Annotated in this window: 17 protein-coding genes; 2 read left to right on the top strand and 15 right to left on the bottom strand. The window is 37.3% G+C overall.

Annotated features, from left to right (window positions below; all coding sequences use genetic code 11):
- From ACAM22_RS02130 to ACAM22_RS02120, 3 genes are read right to left on the bottom strand one after another with little or no spacing between them, the layout of a single operon-like run.
- Nucleotides 1-528 (bottom strand): YqeG family HAD IIIA-type phosphatase, encoded by a 528-nt coding sequence (locus tag ACAM22_RS02130; RefSeq protein ID WP_261050550.1) that lies wholly within the window; start codon nucleotides 526-528, stop codon nucleotides 1-3.
- A gap of 14 nt (nucleotides 529-542) precedes the next feature.
- Nucleotides 543-1451, bottom strand: a complete 909-nt coding sequence (locus ACAM22_RS02125) for a magnesium transporter CorA family protein (RefSeq protein ID WP_219599671.1) — start codon at nucleotides 1449-1451, stop codon at nucleotides 543-545.
- A gap of 51 nt (nucleotides 1452-1502) precedes the next feature.
- The gene (locus ACAM22_RS02120; RefSeq protein ID WP_369606874.1) at nucleotides 1503-2069 is read right to left on the bottom strand and encodes a mechanosensitive ion channel family protein; all 567 of its coding nucleotides are present in this window, start codon (nucleotides 2067-2069) and stop codon (nucleotides 1503-1505) included.
- A gap of 151 nt (nucleotides 2070-2220) precedes the next feature.
- Between ACAM22_RS02120 and sstT the strand changes: the two genes are divergently transcribed.
- Both sstT and ACAM22_RS02110 read left to right on the top strand, forming a co-directional pair.
- Nucleotides 2221-3426 carry a serine/threonine transporter SstT gene (sstT, locus tag ACAM22_RS02115; RefSeq protein WP_261050557.1) on the top strand — a complete coding sequence of 402 codons (1206 nt, stop codon included), beginning with the start codon at nucleotides 2221-2223 and terminating at the stop codon, nucleotides 3424-3426.
- A 67-nt stretch (nucleotides 3427-3493) separates the two neighbouring features.
- Complete coding sequence (locus tag ACAM22_RS02110; RefSeq protein WP_369606873.1) at nucleotides 3494-4447, top strand: aromatic acid exporter family protein; 954 nt, start codon at nucleotides 3494-3496, stop codon at nucleotides 4445-4447.
- A 50-nt stretch (nucleotides 4448-4497) separates the two neighbouring features.
- Here the strand turns inward: ACAM22_RS02110 and ACAM22_RS02105 are convergent, their stop codons facing one another.
- From ACAM22_RS02105 to ACAM22_RS02050, 12 genes are all read right to left on the bottom strand, one after another.
- The gene (locus tag ACAM22_RS02105; RefSeq protein ID WP_050230870.1) at nucleotides 4498-4722 is read right to left on the bottom strand and encodes an accessory secretory protein Asp5; all 225 of its coding nucleotides are present in this window, start codon (nucleotides 4720-4722) and stop codon (nucleotides 4498-4500) included.
- A 4-nt stretch (nucleotides 4723-4726) separates the two neighbouring features.
- Nucleotides 4727-4906, bottom strand: coding sequence for an accessory secretory system protein Asp4 (asp4, locus tag ACAM22_RS02100; protein WP_001287962.1), 180 nt, complete (start codon nucleotides 4904-4906; stop codon nucleotides 4727-4729).
- Nucleotide 4907: 1 nt separating this feature from the next.
- A complete protein-coding gene (gene gtfB / locus ACAM22_RS02095) occupies nucleotides 4908-6245 on the bottom strand; it encodes an accessory Sec system glycosylation chaperone GtfB (RefSeq protein ID WP_369606872.1) in 1338 nt (445 codons plus the stop codon).
- Nucleotides 6238-7749 carry an accessory Sec system glycosyltransferase GtfA gene (gtfA, locus tag ACAM22_RS02090; RefSeq protein ID WP_000158475.1) on the bottom strand — a complete coding sequence of 504 codons (1512 nt, stop codon included), beginning with the start codon at nucleotides 7747-7749 and terminating at the stop codon, nucleotides 6238-6240. The genes gtfB and gtfA overlap by 8 nt, the downstream gene beginning before the upstream one ends.
- A gap of 13 nt (nucleotides 7750-7762) precedes the next feature.
- Nucleotides 7763-10135: an accessory Sec system translocase SecA2 gene (gene secA2 / locus ACAM22_RS02085; protein WP_369606871.1), complete on the bottom strand. Its 2373-nt coding sequence runs from the start codon at nucleotides 10133-10135 to the stop codon at nucleotides 7763-7765.
- The gene (gene asp3, locus ACAM22_RS02080; RefSeq protein WP_369606870.1) at nucleotides 10128-10568 is read right to left on the bottom strand and encodes an accessory Sec system protein Asp3; all 441 of its coding nucleotides are present in this window, start codon (nucleotides 10566-10568) and stop codon (nucleotides 10128-10130) included. Before asp3 ends, secA2 begins: the two co-directional genes overlap by 8 nt.
- Entirely contained in the window at nucleotides 10565-12100 is a 1536-nt protein-coding gene (asp2, locus tag ACAM22_RS02075; protein WP_261077491.1) for an accessory Sec system protein Asp2, read from the bottom strand. Before asp2 ends, asp3 begins: the two co-directional genes overlap by 4 nt.
- Nucleotides 12084-13664, bottom strand: coding sequence for an accessory Sec system protein Asp1 (gene asp1 / locus ACAM22_RS02070; RefSeq protein ID WP_369606869.1), 1581 nt, complete (start codon nucleotides 13662-13664; stop codon nucleotides 12084-12086). Before asp1 ends, asp2 begins: the two co-directional genes overlap by 17 nt.
- Before the next feature lie 9 nt (nucleotides 13665-13673).
- Complete coding sequence (gene secY2 / locus ACAM22_RS02065; RefSeq protein ID WP_369606868.1) at nucleotides 13674-14891, bottom strand: accessory Sec system protein translocase subunit SecY2; 1218 nt, start codon at nucleotides 14889-14891, stop codon at nucleotides 13674-13676.
- Nucleotides 14892-15127: 236 nt separating this feature from the next.
- Nucleotides 15128-17767: a glycosyltransferase family 2 protein gene (locus ACAM22_RS02060; protein ID WP_369607013.1), complete on the bottom strand. Its 2640-nt coding sequence runs from the start codon at nucleotides 17765-17767 to the stop codon at nucleotides 15128-15130.
- A gap of 71 nt (nucleotides 17768-17838) precedes the next feature.
- Nucleotides 17839-19665 carry a glycosyltransferase family 2 protein gene (locus ACAM22_RS02055; protein WP_369606867.1) on the bottom strand — a complete coding sequence of 609 codons (1827 nt, stop codon included), beginning with the start codon at nucleotides 19663-19665 and terminating at the stop codon, nucleotides 17839-17841.
- A 3-nt stretch (nucleotides 19666-19668) separates the two neighbouring features.
- The gene (locus tag ACAM22_RS02050; RefSeq protein WP_369606866.1) at nucleotides 19669-20574 is read right to left on the bottom strand and encodes a glycosyltransferase family 2 protein; all 906 of its coding nucleotides are present in this window, start codon (nucleotides 20572-20574) and stop codon (nucleotides 19669-19671) included.

Here is a 20574-nt window from a genome sequence, read left to right as displayed (position 1 = left end):
TTAAATTCCTTTTTTATATGTAATCGGTCCGTACTTTTCAGTGATCTTTCGCATGACACGGCGCTCACGGGCTCGGTTAATCTGCGTTTTGATCGAGTCATGTTGGACCAAGGGTTTGACTAAAATCGAGCGAATGCCAGCACGGTGGGCTGCTCGAATATCTGTCATGAGCTGGTCGCCGACCATGGCCACTTCACTTTTCTCATAGTGGAATTCCTTCATGGCACGGTCAATCCCAAATGTGAAGGGCTTCAGAGCCCAATAAACGTAATCAATCCCAAATTTCTCAACTGCGCGTTGAACTCGTTTTTTGGTATTATTTGAGACTACGATAATGCGAATGCCCGCGTCCCGAAGATCATGTAGCCATTGCTTCATCTCTGGCGTCCCGTCAGGGTTGTTCCAAGCAATGAGGGTATTGTCCAAATCGACCAAAACAGCCTTGATTCCCTGCGCCTGCAGGCTTGGAACTGTCAGATCATAGACTGCTTCCACAGCAAAATCTGGCATGTAATTTTCAATCGCCATTCTGGCTCCTTTTCTTAACTTTTTTTCGCAATTTTCCTTAGTAGTAATGACAGGATAATCCACAAGCCTGCACTAGCCAAACTGATGTAGAGCCAAGCATGGGGTTCATCTGTTAAAGGTAGGGGAACATTCATTCCGAAAAAGCCTGTCACGACTGCCAAAACCGCTAGCAAGACTGAAATGATGGTCAAGGTTGTCAAATTATCATTCAGATTATTGTTTAGGATGTTGTTGTAAGATGCTGATAGTTGTTGGAGGACTTGAGAAATCAAGTCTGTCATGGACACCAGCTGATGAGCCTCAATCATGGCATCATCAAACTGCTCTCTCTCAATCTCGTTAAAACTGCGATAGAGGGCATGCCCTTGAATATGTTCCAGCAACATGCGATTTTGCTTGGCAGCCGCAGTAAGATAAACCATACCAGTTTCCAAGTCGGAAAGTGCAAAGAGGTTTTTCTTAGTCGTCCGCTGGCGCAAGAGCCCATTGACCTCATCCTTACTCTTGTCCATCTGCTCGATGACAGGGTAGTAGGCATTGCTGATGATTTCCAGACTGGCAAAGAGAAACTTGTAAATCGAAAGCGTGTCATGACTCTCCAGATAACGGGTCATCTGTTCAATGACATAGGCGTTCTTGGTATTACTAATGGTAATCAGGCGACGATGTTCCACGATAAAGGTCATGGGAAAGGCTTCGTAGTAGGCCTTATCCTTTTTCAAGTTCAAGACATTGTAGATAAAGGTCACAGTCCCATTTTCGCGGTGATAATCCATGTGGGCACGCTCATTCCTATCCAGTGCGTACTCAATGGTTTCCTTGTCCAAACCGTAGATTTCAGAAAGGTCCTCTAGTTTTTTCAACTTGTCCAAATCTAGGTTAATCCAGGTACAACCATTGCCCAACTGTTTTTCTAAAAACATCTTCTCTCCTTTACCAAACTCTTCCCATTGTACCATAAATCTACTAAAATTTCAGGCCTGGTCTGTACGAGAGAAATTGCTAACGACGGTGATATTCCGATTGGGAACGAAGTGTAGAACCTGGTCTTCTCCTCTGAGTTGCGTTGTTCGAATGCCAACGCTGACGACCTTGCCCGATACAGTAATAGGCCCATTTGTCAGAACAACCTCATCTCCCACATCCAGTTGACGTTCAAAGAGGATGAAAAATCCATTGATGACATCAGACAGAAATCCTTGGGCTCCCATCCCAATAGCCACCCCAGCGATCCCAGCTCCAGCCAGCAAACTAGAAACAGGTAAGCCTAAAATAGACAAGATACAATAAAGTAAAAAGAAATAAAGAGTATAATTAAACACATTTTCTAACAGACGTGAGATGGTTTTCTGACGCCCGACATCGTGGTGAGACATTTTTAGAGAAGGTTTGACAATTCTCTGCACCATAGTATGGAGCATTTTCTTAGCTATGTAGAATAGCAAAAATAGGAATAACAGAGAAATTAACTTGGTTAAGATATTCTCGATAATCGCTGTTATATCAAGCTTATTGAGGTAGGTTTGAATAAATTCTTGCATAGAAAACTCCTTTCATTTATTATACCATACTTTCATAAAGTGTCATTCTCCATAAATATTCAAAAATAATTTCAAAAATAGACAGAAAATTCTTGATTTTAGTTCATATTTATACTATAATCATAAACATTACACAACAAAGGAGATTGTTATGAAAAAATTTATTCATGCTTGGAATAAGGCAAGCCTAATCAAACGTATCTTGATTGGCATGCTTGTTGGAGGAATCCTTGGACTGACAATTCCTACTGTTTCAGGAATTGGCCTACTAGGAGATCTCTTTGTTGGTGGCCTCAAAGCCATCGCACCCATTCTGGTCTTTGCCCTCGTTGCTAATGCCCTTTCCCAACATCAAAAGGGACAAGATAGCAATATGAAAACCGTTATCTTCCTTTACTTGGTGGGAACCTTTGCCGCTGCCCTTATCGCTGTACTAGCAAGTTTCATTGTACCTGTTGAAATTACCCTAAATAGCGCTAATACCGATATTGCTCCACCAGATGGGATTGGACAGGTCCTCAGCAACCTCTTGCTCAAACTGGTTGACAATCCAGTCAATGCCCTCATTACTGCCAACTACATCGGTATCCTGTCATGGGCAGTTGTTTTCGGGATTGCTATGAGAGAAGCCAGCAAAAATAGTAAAGAATTGCTAAAAACCATGGCTGATGTAACTTCTAAGATTGTCGAATGGATCATCAACCTAGCTCCATTTGGAATTCTTGGCCTTGTCTTTAAAACCATCTCTGATAAAGGAATCGGAAGCCTAGCCAACTATGGAATCTTGCTTGCCCTCTTGGTAACAACTATGTTCTTTGTGGCTCTGGTAGTCAATCCATTGATTGCCTTCCTCTTTATGAAGAGAAACCCTTATCCTCTCGTTTGGAAATGTTTGCGTGTCAGCGGTGTGACAGCCTTCTTCACTCGTAGTTCTGCGGCTAACATCCCTGTCAACATGAAACTTTGCCATGACCTTGGACTAGATCCAGATACCTACTCTGTTTCTATCCCACTTGGTTCTACTATCAACATGGCCGGAGCAGCGATTACTATTAACGTTTTGACCCTTGCTGCAGTAAATACTCTTGGAATTCCTGTTGACTTTGCAACAGCCTTTGTCCTTAGTGTGGTAGCAGCTATCTCAGCCTGTGGTGCTTCTGGTATTGCCGGAGGATCTCTCCTTCTTATCCCAGTTGCTTGTAGCCTTTTCGGTATTTCTAACGATATTGCCATGCAAGTTGTCGGGGTTGGATTTGTGATTGGTGTCATCCAAGACTCATGTGAAACAGCCCTCAACTCTTCTACAGATGTCCTCTTTACTGCCGTTGCCGAATACGCAGCAGCCCGTAAAAAATAACTCATAAAGGCAAGCCTGCTCAGGTCTTGTCTTTTACGCTTTTATTCTAACCTATTAGGAAATTCTTATGTCTATTAGCCAACGTACGACCAAGCTCATCTTAGCTACCTGTCTTGCCTGCCTTATTGCTTATTTTCTCAATCTTTCCTCAGCAGTTTCGGCCGGAATCATCGCTCTCTTGAGCCTATCTGATACACGTAGAAGTACTTTAAAACTAGCTCGCAATCGTCTTTTTTCTATGCTTCTAGCTCTGGCTATTGGTGTTTTGGCTTTTCACTTGAGCGGATTTCATATCTGGAGCCTCGGCCTCTATCTAGCCCTATACGTTCCTCTGGCCTACAAGATGGGCTGGGAAATTGGCATCACACCAAGCACGGTTTTGGTTAGCCATCTCTTGGTGCAAAAGTCAACCTCTCCAGACCTCCTAGTCAACGAATTCCTTCTCTTTGCTATCGGTACAGGATTTGCCCTACTGGTCAATCTCTACATGCCTTCACGAGAAGAGGAAATCCAGCACTACCACACACTGGTGGAAGAAAAGTTAAAAGATATCCTCCAACGCTTCAAATATTATTTATCCAGAGGGGATGGACGCAACCGAGCACAGCTGGTGGAAGAATTGGACACCCTTTTGGAAGAAGCCCTCAGACTGGTCTACTTGGATCACTCTGACCACTTCTTTCACCAAACTGACTACCATATCCACTACTTTGAGATGAGACAGCGACAAAGTCGTATCCTACGAAATATGGCCCAGCAAATCAACACCTGTCACCTAGCTGCCAGTGAAAGTCTGATTTTGGCCCAGCTCTTTTCAAAAATTGCAGGGCAACTGAGCCAGACCAATCCTGCTTCTGATTTACTAGATGAAATTGAACGCTATCTAGAAGTCTTTCGCAACCGCAGTCTGCCCAAGACAAGAGAAGAATTTGAAACTCGTGCCACGCTCCTCCAACTCCTACGCGAAGCCAAAACCTTCATCCAAGTGAAAGTTAATTTTTACAAAAAATATGGACAGTAAAAAAGAAAACTTCAGACAAATCACAAAAAGTGAATATCTGAAGTTTTCTTTTATTTGTAAGTTATCACCATGAAGGTTAATAGTAAAACGAATAGGGCCAAACTCACCAATAAAGTGAGCACCTTTACCAAGGTGTTACTCTGCCAGTAACTCGGCTTACCAATATTACTAGTCGCATCCATGGAAAATAGTTGATTTTGACGGGGTTGGATGGTTACCAATACAATCAAAGCAATAGATAGGACAATAGCTAAAACAATCAGTATTTCAATCATAGGCCTACCTCAAAATTCCCAGCAAAGTAAAGAGCAAACCGATCAGAATCATTAAACCCAGTAAAAGTGAAAAAGTCTTACTAATCTTTTCCCCTCGGGTTTCTTTTTCTTTCTTGATAGGTTTTTGTTTCAACTCTTCCATGCGACCTTCAACGTCTTTATAAAATAAATCTTCCTCTGACATGTTAGCCTCCTAAAACAGTTTGCATGGTTTCCTGATATCGCACCAAGTCAACATAATTTGCATGTTGGCCTTGTTTGCCGAGTGCCTGATTCATTTGTTCAACATCTGAAAGAGCCAATTTAATGGTCTCAACCAAAGCAGAAACTTCACTACTTTCAAATAGATGTTCTGGAGCGATATAAAGTCTATTGTGCACCGTCTGATGAAATCCAAGAATCAACACATTATGCTCAAAGGCCTGACGCACCGCCTGCAACAACTCATTGCTGTGGTTTATATCCAAGTAAATATCCGACAGTTGATACAGCTCCTGAATCTTCTGCGGACTAGCATTCTGGTAAAGGACCACATTAGGATAACGAAGCATGTCTAAGACCTTAGAAGACATCTCTGTCACCGCTGCGATACGGAAAGTGACGTCAGGCAAGGCTTCTACGATTGCTTCTACCTGCTCAATCTGATCTGAATTAGTCAAGATTAAGGCATCTCGTCTTAGGAAATTATCGCGTTTAAACTGGTAATGGTAACCCAAGTGCACAAACTGATCATGGTATTTCTCGTCAGTCAACTCTAAAGCACGTTCATAAGTCGCCTTATTGGGAATGATGATTTTCTTAGTACGCACATCAGCTCTTTCCAAAATCAACTGCATATTGCCTGGAATAGCATCATAGAGAGGTTCCTGCCAAACCAGGATATCTGAGCCAGATTTATCTGGATGATGGAAAGAAACCAAGAAAGGAGTCGCTAGGGTATTAAAGATAAGCTGACTTGTATCTATTTCCAAATCTTGCAAAAAGAAGGTGATAAATTCAACCTTATTTGCAAAGTAACGCATGGATTGACCAGGCAAAGTCAATAAGATATCACCCGTCACTTGATTTTCAAGTAAAACTTGTTGATCATTGACATCTTTGTAAACCGTCATAATCGGCTCGCTATCTACGCTATAGGTCGTTGTAGCAAAACAAGCTCCGAAGCGATTGTAGTGGTCAATCTGACGTACTCGACCTTCCAAGTCTTTCCAATCTACCTGTTTAACCAAGCGGGCCTGCAAACCATCAGCATAATGAATGACGGCTCTCTCCTGTGTCATATCTTCAATACGAGCAGACTGATTATCTCCTGAGATTTCCCAAAAAGCTGGAACAGGAACTTGGTTAAAATAAAGAGGTTTTCCCTTTTCATATCCTAGATAATAAGTAAAAGGAGAGACCAGACCATCAGGCAGAAAACCGTCTGCATCGATGATCACTCCAAGATGAGAAAGACCAGTAGCCACGAGACTTTCATGTAAATCTCGACTTTCCTGACTATAACGATCATAAAGTTCAATCATGGAGCACCTCCTCTACTGTTTTCTTCCACTTTTCTAAAATTTCTTCGGTTAAGAAGCCTTCTGCAATTTGGTAAGAATGGGCACGCATAGCTTCCAAACGATTTTCTTGATACAATTGACAAATCTTAGTTGAAAAAGCTTGCTTGATTTGATCTTCTACATGGTCAGATGAACTTGGAATTAAATAACCATTTTTCCCATCTTCTATAAAGGTCTGATTACCATAAGGCACATCAAAACCAATTAGAGGTAGACCTGAACCAATAGCTTCCATCAAGGTCAAACCAAATCCTTCACTGGTAGAAGCCGTCAAATAGACCTCATACTGGCTATAAATCTGCGAAAGTTCCGCATGCCCCTTGAGTTGGATATAGTCCTCCGCCTGATGAGTTGTAATAATGTCTCTAAGCAGAGAATCTTCTCCACCGCTACCATAAATATCAAAGGTCAATTCAGGTATTTCCTTACGAGCCTCAATGACCGCCTTGACCAACCAGTCAATGTGTTTTTCTTTGGCAAGACGCGAAGCCGTAATCAATGAAAATGGCTTACGTCCCTGACTTGACTCAGTTAATGCATCAATACTTCCTACAGGAATAGTAACAATCTTTGGACGATGCTGGGTGTATTTGGCAAATTGCTCTTGCAGAACTTCTCTCTGTCTGTCAGTTGATACGATAAAGAAATCGACCTTATCCGCATTGGTAAACTGATAGTCATAGTAGTTGTTCCAAAGGATATAGTCCTCGTTTGTAGCATTTTCACTATAATGCTCCGCATGAACAACTACCGCTAAATGCGCTGCTTGTGCTTCCTCAAAAACAACCTGTCCAATGCCTGTCTCCCTATCGAGAATGACCAAATCAGACTTGTTCAAATTCAAGGATTTCATAAAGGCACGCATAAAGGCTTGCTTCCCATAGAAAATCTTATCCTTGAAACGATAAACTTCTTCCTTCCCTTGATTCATCAAGATATCATAGGCCGGAGTTCCGTCTTCATTATAGAAAGTTCTTTGGTATAGGACTGCAACATTATCCTTGGGAGCAAAGTATTCGCTACAATAACGCGTATAAGAAAAGTAATCCTTACGAATCAGTTTTCCTTTAAAGACATACTCGGCATGTTGAACCAAGTCCTTGTCCTCATCAACCAAATAACAGGTTACAAACTTATCTTGGTCAGAAAAGAAGACACGCAAGACCTTACCATTCTTTTCTCTACGACTTTCCACACCGCCGAAAATAGCCAGGACATCATCCACTGTCACGCTAGTAGGTGCAATCTTAATATCTGTAAAATGGTTATAAAGCCAGATAACTTGATCATCATCAAAACCAATATTGGCTGTTAAGTGCTGAATATTATCGGCTAAAATCATATCTGTAAAGATAAACTTAGAGGACAGATTTAATTTCCGAAAAACACCAGCACGATAAGCTTGGGCGTATTCAACACCGCTACTAGCCCAGCCAAGTCCTAAATTTATATTGTAAATTGTCATATTTTCCTCTTTTTTATGGGAAATGGGTCATAATCTCACCCTTAGGAGTGACTTCAACCAAGCCCATCAGGAGATTACGCACCATATCCGCACGAATTTGTTCTTTCATGGTTTCAAAGCCTGCATAGGCTTCTTGATAGTACTCTACGATTGGATTTTTCTGACTATTAGATTGACCACCGATAGCCATAGATAACTGTTGTAGATAGTCTACCTGCTCTACCCAGTTGTCATCAATAGCCTTGAGCATAGAAAGTCGTAAAAACTGTTCATACAAACCATGTTGCTCAAGCAATTCTTTCTTTTCAGAAAGTTCTCTATCAATCACCTGCTTCATAAAGCTACGAACTGCAGTTTTGTCAGTCACATCTATATTATCTGGAACCTCTTTAATATGAAAACTAATATTGGTAACGATAAAGTGGAAGAGTAACTCTCGGTTTTCATATTCTGAAGAAGTCACTTGCTCTATGTAGCTAGCAATGATTTTCTCAACAACATCCTCTAAGTCACGAGAACCATCTATTAGACGATTTCTTTCTTTATAGATCATATCCCGTTGAATATTCATACTCTCAGCATATTCTAGAGTCTGACGACGTGCCGAACGTCCAGCACTATCACTGGCATGCTGAGCCTTTTCGACTAGCCTTCGGTATTTACGACCTTTCAATACTTCCGGTTGAGTCATATCTTGAACTTGATAATCTTTATACTTCTTGTGAACCCAAGATGGACCAAATTTCTTGATAACATCGTCCTCCAAGGATACAAAAAACTTACTCATACCAGGATCTCCCTGACGGCCAGAACGGCCACGAATTTGCAGGTCGATCCGCTGACTTTCCATCCGCTCAGTTCCAATAACAATTAAGCCACCGAGTTCTGCGACTCCCTTACCAAGTTTGATATCCGTACCACGTCCTGCCATAGAAGTTGCCACTGTAACAGCTCCCATTTGACCTGACTCGGAGATAATCTGAGCCTCACGCGCCGCATTATTAGCATTTAAAACATTATGGGCAATTCCCTCTCTGAGCAAGAGTGACGAATAAAGTTGAGACATTTCAACTGAACCTACAAAAACGAGTAGGGGATTTCCCTTAACATGGTATTCTTTGATGTATTCCAAAGACGCATACACTTTTTCAGGTAAAGTGATATATAGATTATCTGGATAGTCAATCCGTTGTCTAGGACGATTGGTTGGAATGCGCACTACAGACATATTGTAAGTTTCCAGAAGCTCTTTTTCTGCAACTTTACCTGTACCTGTCATACCAGAGATCTTATTAAACATCTTAAAAAGGCTCTGATAGGTGATAGAGGCCATGGCCCGTGTTTCTGGAGATAATTTGACATGTTCCTTTGCCTCAATAGCCTGATGGAGACCTCCCTGTAGTTTGGTCATCTCCATTAAACGCCCCGTTCCCTTATCTACTAATACCATTTCATTACCACGAATGACATAGTCTTTATCTTTTGTATAAAGCTTATGGGCTCGGATTGCATAAACTAAATGGCGAGCAAAAACTGCATGTTCTCCATTGTAAAAATGATCTATTCCTAAAAAGCTTTCAGCAGCTTTAGCTCCCTTGGTAGTGAGCCAGACCTCATCCTTCTCCTCTTTAAAGATATAGTCCTCCCCTTCTACCAAAGTCGTTACCAGCGTATCAATAATACCGTAGTGATTAGACTGAACCCGAGGGGCACCTGCAATAATAAGAGGTGTCTGAGCGCTATCCAATAAGATATCATCAATCTCGTCAATAATGACATAATCAAAAGGACGTAAAAATTTTCCCTTTTCATTGGAGGCAAGATTGTCACCCAAATAATCGAACCCTAAACCTCCATTAGTCGTATAAATGATATCAGATTCATAAATCTTTTTCTTCTCTTCCACGCTTAGCTCATCTTTAGAATCATCTGGTAAAGGTACCCCAATTGTCAAGCCTAAGAAGTGATAAACTTGTCCCATCTCTTCGGCATCACGTTTGGCTAGATAGTCATTGGTGGTAATCAGCATGGTGCCTTTCCCTGTCAGGGCATTGAGATAGACAGGCATAGTGGCTGTCAAGGTTTTTCCCTCACCAGTATTCATCTCAGCAACATTTCCCTGATGAATAACGATCCCTCCCATGACTTGGACATCATAGGGAAACATTCCCAGTACTCGCTTATCCGCTTCACGAACAACTGCAAAAGCTTCCACTAGAAGATCATCTACCGTCTCTCCTTTAGCAAGACGTTGGCGAAACTCCACTGTTTTTGCCGCTAGTTCTTGGTCTGATAGAGACTCCATCTTTCCTTTAAGGACATTAATCTTTCTTAAAATCCTTTTGACTTTCCGAAGTTGGAAATCTTGATATAAACCTTTAAACACGATTCATCTCCTTAATAGAAAAAGAATAAAAATCTAAGGACTCAAAACCAGCACTTAGAAGGGAGACTTGGTAGGTATAGGTATCATCAGGATAGGTAAAATCAAAGACTTTCATTTTTTCAATTTTCTCTTCAATCACATCCCCATATCTATCAAAAAAGACAATCTTTATATAGACTCCATTTATAGGATGGCATTCAAAATTCATACATAATTGATAATCCTGTTTTCTTTTAAGTAAGGGAAGACTGGGTTGAGTTCTAAAGGCTTGATAGTTCACACTGGAAAACCATGTTTTTAAGATTTCTCCTGATGGTACCAAGGGATTATATAGACTAATATGTTTATCCTCATGATAAGTCACTTTGCTACCATACATAAATGTTCCCTTAACCTCTCCCCAAGGAATATTTTCTCTTTGATTGATAATCATTTGTCACCTCTTCCAAACTCCGAGCCCAATACCATACTATAAAAATGTAGAAACCAAGCCACATTTGTAGCAGTATCATCATTGTGTCGACCAGATGTTCCCTTGGATAAGATTTTGGCTCCTGTATAGCAAAGATGTTCTACTAACTGATCGTAGGCTCTGCTGTCCATATCTTCATCTTTCATGTAGGAGAGCCCAAAAGTTGTCTGTGTAAAATCAGCCTTTTTAAATGTATTCCAAAAACGCTGATCCAAATCATCCATATGCTGATAACTAACTCCACCAGTCTGATGCTTCAAAACATCAAAACTGGTATTAAATACCCCTGGAGCCTCTAAACGCCCACGTCTTGCAATAGTCCCAATGTTAGCTAGTGGCTTCCCAACAATAACTGCACGCGGTTCAAAAGCGGCTCCATAGTAGAGCGATGGAAAAGTTCCCATTGATAAGCCTGATAAAATTAAATCTTTAGATGTCAAACCAAGATAATCCAAATAATATTGAATGGTTTCCTTAATCTTATTCTCTAATTCTTCACTACCTAAGTAAAAGGCTCCACCCTCCAAACGAGGATCAGAAAACAAAAGGAAAGGACAGCCTAAATTTTTCATCATAAAATATCCTTCAAATCCCTCGGCAGGACGATACCCAGCAAAGTAGACCGCCAAAGGTGGTTTGAAATCCCCTGGATGAAAGAAGTAGTTTATTTCGTCACGATTTTTGTCATGTAAAATATTTCCTCCTAGGAAAAATTTACCAAACTGTCTGCGACTCCAACGTTGGTGCAAATTCCCTAGCGTCAAACTTCCACAACCACGTGCCTCGATTGATACAGATAAAAAAACATCAATCTCTTCATTATCTACGACTATTGCTTTTTTTAATTCACTTTCATTATAGATTTTTTCTTCAAAAAAATCATCAACAGCTCCAGCCCATATCTTACGGATAACAAAACGAAATTCACAGTTTCCTTGCTTTTCAAATTCCAACCATAATTCTATAGGGAAATTTTTATAAACTATAAAATTATCTGGCCAGTAAGCTATTTGTTGGAAACTATCTCCAAAATTCCCTTCCAAATTTACATTGTCGAATCCCTGATAAGAGATAGTCCCTCGAAAACTTGAACGAATTTGTATCGTTGATGGAAATAATTTATCGCCGTAACCTCCACCAAAAAGAGAGGTGGATAAATCATTCACTAATTGCTGAGGATCTGAGAAGTCTATAGCTTGAGCGCACCGTTTCTTTAATAAATCAATAATTGCCAAATCGGTCGTTTTAAAATCTTGACTATAAAGTAAAGTATAGGGTTCTATATGGTGAATAAATGGCAATAAATCCCTTATATACTGACCATCCTCTACCAAAATTGCATGAAAGTTTGTGATGCTATTCATTTCCATCATTTTACAAAGAGCTAGCGGTGAGTTGGGACAGAAATAATACCAATCCATATTTTCAGGAATATCGTAATGATGAGCCCAATTATCAATCCCTATCTGTAGGATTTTATAGTCCTTTGACATTAGTAACCTCCTCAATCCAGTGATGCAATTTATCTAAGAAACGGTGACCAGTATGTTCCTTGATTTTATCAATAGAGTAAATCAAGGCCTGGTTCCATTCTTTCAATCTATCTATATAGTAATGTGCAGCCGTTGAAAACTCTGTCACATCTGAAAGTAAATAGCCATTTTTCAAATGTTCTACATAAACGGTTTCAACCCGATTAATCTGAGGAATTCCTGCACTAATACCTGCTATTTGAGTATAGAGATGAGGTTGTTTATTAAGATCCACAATCAAACGAACAAACTCTAATGTCTTAATCAAATCCAACTCATCATTCATATTGACAAATTGAAAACGTAGTTCCTGCTCTTGATTTTCTTCTAAAGGATTTTCCGCATCTCCATAGTCTATTCCTTTTTCTAAACTATCAGTATGAATTTTCTCTTGAATAATTTCATGAACAAGAGACTCCACATCATCCATTTGTTTCTGGCTAGCTGAGAAAGCTCCGAAAATGATTTCTGTATTTTTAGTTTCAGCAATAAATAACAAAACTTGAGTCAATGCTTCCCTATCAATTTCTTCGTTGAAATAAAGTTGATAGTAAATAATAGACTCTTTTCTTGTTTGACTTCGCCCCAGACGTAAACGTGTATCAAAAGGAGAGAGATGATAAAATTTATTAGAAAGTTCAGGATATAGTTCCTGCAAAAGTTGTAAACTATCCTCTCTATCCACTAAGACTAAGCTAGCTCGATCAACCGATACTGATAACTCTCTAAAGGCATTCTGTGAATTACGATTGATAAAGAGACTCAAAATTTTAGGATTAGTACTTGGAATATGATCAAAGATAAACTGATCATGGTAAGGATGCGACGGAATGATAAAAATATCTTGCTTTTTCTGATTTTTTTTCAAATATTTATCAAAAAATTCTGTCACCAAATGCTCCATATTTCGATAGTTAAGCAATTTAAATCGATAGGCAAAAATCGGATTAATCTCTATTCTACCTTCCTCTTGAATATATTCCCTAAATCGCCAAATTCCTTTAGGATCCAGATAGTCTTGATAAATAGCTTGTCCATCCTCAAAATAGATTACACTGGATACAAATCCTCTGTCATCCATGATATAGCGCTTGCTAATCTGAACATTTGGATCAAAATACCGAATCTCACTAATAAAGCCCTCAACACCATGCTCTACCTGAGCATATTTTTTACCTTTTTTTTGCACGATAATAGCAAAGGGACTATAAAGAAATTGGCAATCACTATCCCACTCTATATCTCCAATATGAAGAACTTGAGTGTGCAGTCCATAGAAATCTTGCATATCATCAAAAACAGAGTAGACATCTGTCTCTAAAACACCATGTCTATGTAAAAAATAACGTAAATGTGGTTGATAAGATAACACTAATAAGCGAGATGATATGCCTTGTCTTTGAAAGAGACGAATTTGATTAAAGGTATCATCAAATTCGAAGCGAAATTGTGAATGGTACCAAGGAATTATATCCGCATGCCACTGACGTTCTGAACCATACCAAGCTGGAATAAAATAATACATGACACCCTCCTAAATCAATGGTTTATAAGTTTCGTTTAATCTCAGAGCTTTCACTTCATCTCTGACTGTAAAAATCATACCTCCGAACATCATAAACAAACCAGGAATCATTGCCAATCTAAGTAGTTTCTCATCAACCAATACAAATAGCATAGGCCCTCCCGCCATCACTACATTAAACACAGCACCAATAAGAGAAAACCTAAGAACCAATCGATTGATGAAACGACTCGTTTCTTCACCTGGATAGACTCCATAAATATATTCTCCTGATTTCTTCATTCGATCTGAAATTTGTTCCCCACTCATATTTACAAAAGCAAAGGCTATACTAAAAATAAAAAGAATAATCATATACATATAAATCCACAATGGTTTACCCATTGTATACTGAGATGAAATTTCAGTGAAAATTAGATTGCTCGGAAAAATCGTCTGTAACAACAACAATACATACGTTGGTAAACTCAAAAAAGTCATTACATACATAAAAGGCATCCCTCCAGCAGGATTAAGCATAATCTCAAAATATGAATATCTCTTAAAACGATTATGTAGGCCAATCTTATGAACTGCTATACGATAACGAGCACGATACAGGAGAGCTACTAGATAAGTAAAAACAATTCCCATAACAATCAAACCAATTAAAACAAAAAAAGGGATGGGAACAGTTCGAAATGTTTCAATCAAATCTTGAGGAATGTTTAAAATCATTCCAATCAATAAAATAATCATAGGTCCACCGATACCTACAGTTGCATTGATGTCTGATAACCACACCAAGAAAAAAGCACCCGCTATCAAAAGGCAGGTATTAAGGACGATAACCAACATTTTAGGTACATTGGACTGAATTGGGAGATTTAACGAAATAGCTAATGCCTGAATCAAAGCAATAAACAAGGTTAAATACATCTGCCTTCTATTTTGTATTTCAATAGCTCCAGATGTCAGATTTAATTTTTTTGAAAAAGAAAGCATCTGCCATAAAATCATCGAAGACATCCAGGGAGATAATCCTACTGAAAACAAGGATAAACTTCTCAAATTTCCACCTGTCATTGCTGTGGAAAAAGCTAAGTAAGCAGCAGTCCCTCCTAAAAATTCCCTATTATTCATATCTACAAAAGGGAGGGTCAATCTACTTCCTGCTATAAATATGAATATAAAAAATAATGTTGCTAGCCCTTTTTTAACTGTGATAGATGAAAAAATACTTTTCATGTTTGGTCCTACTCTCTAAAACTCGTTTCTAGTCTATTTCTACTGAATAATTTATAATCAATATACCATTAGGTATTTTGAGATTTTTTTATTGATTTTTCACATTACCATTATAACAAAAAAAGCAGAATAAATCTGCTTCTAACTCCCTTAGCGAAATGACGGAGAAGGGATACTTTAGTGAATCAAATAGATTATTTTATACACTATCAGCTCAATGGACATCCCTAATTCTTTTAATTATTATCTATAAGATCTAGTATTTCCGTATATCTCCTAAAAATTTCAGTGTCTTGTAAACCAGCTTCTTTTGCTGCTTCCCAACCCTGTCTTATATATCCTAAAGTGTTTTCCTTTTCGTCAAAACTATTCCATCCCTTTATGGTATAGATAGCCAATCGTTCTAATACACACTCCAAGACATCTACTAGAATTTTTTCATTCACTTGGCTACTTATACTCTCGCCACCAATGCGATAATTATATAGTGCTTTATGAATATAGGTACTACGTGAAGATTTTGCGAACAATTTATAATTGGTTCGACTATCTTCAATAATTTTCCCTTTTGGAAACGCAATATTATTAAATAGGTTTTGACTAAAAAGAATACCCCAACTCGTTGTAAAAGCATAATCGCGTCGTTCCAACAAAGGGAGTTCATTAATCAATTCTTCCCCTTCATAGTTCTCTTCATAATAGTCATCCCCTACATGTATTAAATAATGGTTTTCTTTAACATCAAATCGGTTATAGTTTGAAACAACGATTTCAGAATCATTATCTAGAGCGACTTGATACATATCTTCAATATATGTTGGTTCAACCCAATCATCTGAATCTATAAAAGTAAGAAATTTCCCTTTTGCACGAGCTATGCCATAATTTCGTGCATCAGATAGGCCTCCGTTTTCTTTTTCAAAATAGTGAAATCTGCTGTCTCTGGTAACATATTCTTGACAAATCTCTCCGGATGCATCTGGTGAGCCATCATTTATCAATAAAACTTCTATATTTGAATAGGTTTGATGTTCAATGCTATTTAAACACATTCGAAGATAAGTTTCTACTTTATAAATTGGTACTATAATACTAATCAAAGGTTGAGAGTACGTTACAGTACCTATTTTTTCTAAAACAGAGGACTCATAAGATTTCAACATTTGAGAGTTAGGAAATTGTCCCAATCTAAAATATAAAATCATTTTAAATCTCTCTATATAGTGATAATTTGGAATATGCAATTCCATAATTTTTTTTAATATTTTCTCATATATTCTGATTTCAGAAATAGCATGTGATTCTAAGCAATTATTCGAGGCGCTCTGTTGATGTTGCCTATAAATATAAGTGGGTTTGTTCACATAAAAAACAGAGGAAACTTTTAAATACATACTAAAAAAGAAATCTAAATCTTCCCCGTAATTAACAGACTCATCAAACAACAGGTTCTTTACTAAATCTGCCTTGAACAATTTAGAAGCAACACAACTAAAGTCATGACTAACAGAAGATAGTTCTGGAAAAAGTTCTAAGAATTCATCTCTAGCTACTTTTCCAATATCCAAAATATGTAATTGTTCTTCCGAATAAAATGGTAAATAGTACAAATCATCATCCATATTAAAATCTTTATGAGTTGAAATGGCAACATCCACCTTATTTTCTTTAAGAGCATTATACAGTACTTCTAGATAATTTTCTTCAACCCAATCATCTGAATCTACAAAAGTAATATAATTACCTTTTGCATTTTTCAATCCTAAATTTCGTGCTGAAGATACTCCGCCATTCTCTTTTTCGAAATAGCGAATTCGAGAATCTTTTTCTACATATTCTTTACAAATCGTTGCAGAATCGTCCACTGAACCATCATTAATAAGAAGAACTTCAAAATTTTTATAACTTTGATTAATAATACTATCCAAACACTGACGTAAATACTGATCAGTATTATAAATAGGAATGATAATGCTAATTAGTTCTCCATCATTTTCTACTTCAATCTCTTTAACTTCATCTGACAAAAATGGATATTGTCCTTGTTCAGCCAACTCTAATTTTTTACGTACTTCCTTTGCCTCATCAATATAATCATGTTCTTCTAATTGCCCTAATATTCTCTGTAACACATAGCGATACATATTAAAGGAATTCTGAATCTCTATACCTTCAATATCTTTTGTATCTTTTATTCTCTCTTCAAGAGCATCAATATAATCTAAATGCTTGAGAGTGAAAATATTAGACAATCCTGAAGGATTCATACGATAAACATAGGAAGCTCCATTAAAAACATAAATTTTATCAGCTTTCATATACAATCTCCAGATTAAAAATTGATCCTCTGCGTATTTCCCGTAGGGAAAGCGGAGCTCACTGAATAACTCTCGTTTAAATAATTTTCCCCAAGCGGTAGAAAAGGTTATAAATGTAACATCAAGCATTGAATCTAGATATTGAATAGCTTGAAAATCTTTAAATGCTACCAATGAATCACTCTTAAAACGATCATTATAGAAGTAAAAATTCGAGTCACCAAATCGACAATACCCTCCTATTGTGATATCTGAGTCACTTAACCGACTAGCGTAGTATAAATTCTCTAAATAATCTTCAAAGAGAAAATCATCCGAATCTAGAAAAGTGATATAATGTCCCTTAGCTCTATCAAGTCCATAGTTTCTAGCATCAGACAATCCCCCATTTTCCTTTTCAAAATAGTGGAAGCGGCTGTCACGTTCTACAAAATCTTGACAGATAGCTCCTGAGCCATCTGTTGAGCCATCATTTACCATCAGAACTTCAAAATCCTTATAAGTTTGTGATAGGACACTATCCAAACACGATCTTAGATAATTCTCTACATTATACACTGGTATAATGATTGATATTATTTCTGTTTTCAATTCATATCTCGCTTTCTTGCTATTCCTCTTTAAAACTATTAATATTCATCTATATTCTTTTCTTTTTGTTTAACTATATTTAACAACCACAATTGATTCTCTATTTTTTTATAGGTGACTGTATCGGACATATTCCATACTGTCCCCATATTATACTTCATCCACTGTAATAAACCGATATGATGCTCTCTAGCTTGCGTTAAGTCAATTCCAGCCAAAGCAAGATTTAATAAACGATCTTCTGAAACTTTCAAGCTTTGACGAATAGGTTCTTCCCCTGGGACTTTAGAGGCACTATCACCATGATCACGATAACAATATGGAGCTTTATAAAGATAGACAATACATTTCGAAACTAAAAACAATTTATACATTAAATCAAAATCTTCTGCCCAAGATATGTCTTCTGAAAAATAAAGGCGTTCAAATAGGGATTTTTTAAATAATTTACTGCAAGCACTTCCCCACGAAATATCTGTACCAAAGGTTGAAAACATATAGTTAAAAAAAGCATCATCAGGTTGAAATACAAGAGCTTCATTTGTTTCAGCAACATGAAATAAAAACATTGCGTCATTTTCACGGAAAGTACAATAATTTGCAACTATTATATCTGCGTCCTTCTCTTTTATTGTCTTGTAAAAAATCTCTAAATAATTCGGTTCAACCCAATCGTCTGAATCAATAAATGTAATGTACTCACCCCTCGAATGCTTGATTCCAAAATTACGAGCCGAAGAAACACCACCATTCTCGTTTTCGAAATAGCGAATTCGAGAATCTTTTTCTACATATTCTTTACAAATCATTGCAGAATCGTCCACTGATCCATCATTAATAAGAAGAACTTCAAAATTTTTATAACTTTGATTAATAATACTATCCAAACACTGACGTAAATACCGTCCAGAATTATAAATAGGAACGATAATACTAATTAATTCCTCAGAACCTCCCATATCACTATAAGATTCCTCAAATAAAAACGGGTACTCCTCTCGTTCCGCTAACTCTAATTTTCTACGGATCTGAGATGCCTCATCTAGAAATTGATGCTCCTCTAACTGGTCTAGATTTCTCTTTAGAACATAACGATACATATTAAAAGAAAGACCGATATCGATACCATCAATATCCTTAGTAAATTTTATTCTTTCTTCTAATGCATCAATATAATCTAAATGTTTTAAAGAAAATACACTCGACATTCCAGTATTATTAATACGATATACATACGAATCGACGTTAAAGGTGTATATACTACGAGCCTTCAAATACAACTTCCATATAATAAATTGATCCTCTGCATACTTTCCGTACTGAAAACGAAGTTCCTTGAACAAATCTCGTTTAAATAATTTTCCACAAACGATAGAAAAATTTAAAAAGGGAACATCAAACATGGAATCTAGGTGTTGAATAGCTTGAGCACTCGTAAATGATACCAGAGAATCACTAGAAAAGCGATCCTGGTATAGCCAGAAAGTTCCATTCTCAAAACGAGAGAATCCTCCTATCGTGATATCGGCATTAGTCAATCTACTTGCCAAAAACAAATTCTCAAGATGTTTTTCATTTACAAAATCATCCGAATCAATAAAAGTTAAATATTCTCCCCGAGCTCTCTCAATCCCGTAATTACGAGCATCAGATAATCCCCCATTCTCCTTTTTAAAATAATGAAAGCGACTATCTTTTTCAACATACTCTCTACAAATATCCCCTGAAGAATCAGGAGATCCGTCATTTACCAGAAGTACCTCAAAATTTGTAAAAGTTTGTCCTAAAATACTGTCTAAACATTGCCGAAGATAGTTTTCAACATTATATATTGGTACAATAACACTAATTAATTGATTTTCCATATCTTACTCTCTAATATTTTTTAAAAATAGATACTCCCCTTTATCAGCATATTCCACTTTTTCTCGTAATTCCGCTTCTTCTTTAATAAAACCTTTCCCTTCCAACATAGAAAGATTTCTCTTCAAAGCAAATTTATACTGATTAAGTGCTAATTCCATAGGATAATCTAATTCTGGCATCTCCATTAAGGTATGAATACGCTCCTCAATCGCCTCAATAAAATCCAAGTGAGATAGACTATAATTTTGCGTCAATCCCTTGTAATTCATCCTATAGGCATAGACATCTGACTGATAACGAACAATCACTTTACTTGCAAGATATAATTTCCACATGATAAATTGATCTTCTGCATATTTTCCTTTAGGAAAACGGATTGTCTCAAACAAATTCTTTTTAAATAACTTACCCCATACAGCCGAATAACGAAGAAGAGTATAATCTTCCTCATCATCCATTCCCATAATGGCTTCCTTAGAGCTCACTGGATGCAATAGTTCTTCTTTTGGGAATGGATAAAAATAAAACATCCCTTCATCAAATCGGCAAAATGACCCTACAACAATATCAGCATTTGTCAAAACACTAGCATAGTATAAGTTTTCAATACTTTTTTCAAACATAAAGTCATCCGGATCACAGAAAAATATATAATCACCTGTGGCAATATCTAATCCTGCATTTCGTGCATCCGACTGTCCACCGTTTTCCTTATCAATATAGATAAAACGTGAATCGTCTTTGGTCAATTCTTTTGCAATTCTTATACTATCGTCTAAACTACCATCATTTACAATAATAATTTCCAAATTACTATAGGTTTGCGATAAAATATTATGAATACAATGTGCTATGTATTCTTCAACATTATAGACAGGGATAATAATTGATATTAATGGAAAATTCAT

It is taken from the genome of Streptococcus sp. SN-1 (genome assembly GCF_041154385.1).
Taxonomy (GTDB): Bacteria; Bacillota; Bacilli; order Lactobacillales; family Streptococcaceae; genus Streptococcus; species Streptococcus mitis_CT.
The sequence above is the reverse complement of the archived record's forward strand: the minus strand, read 5'-3'. Positions and strand labels throughout refer to the sequence as shown.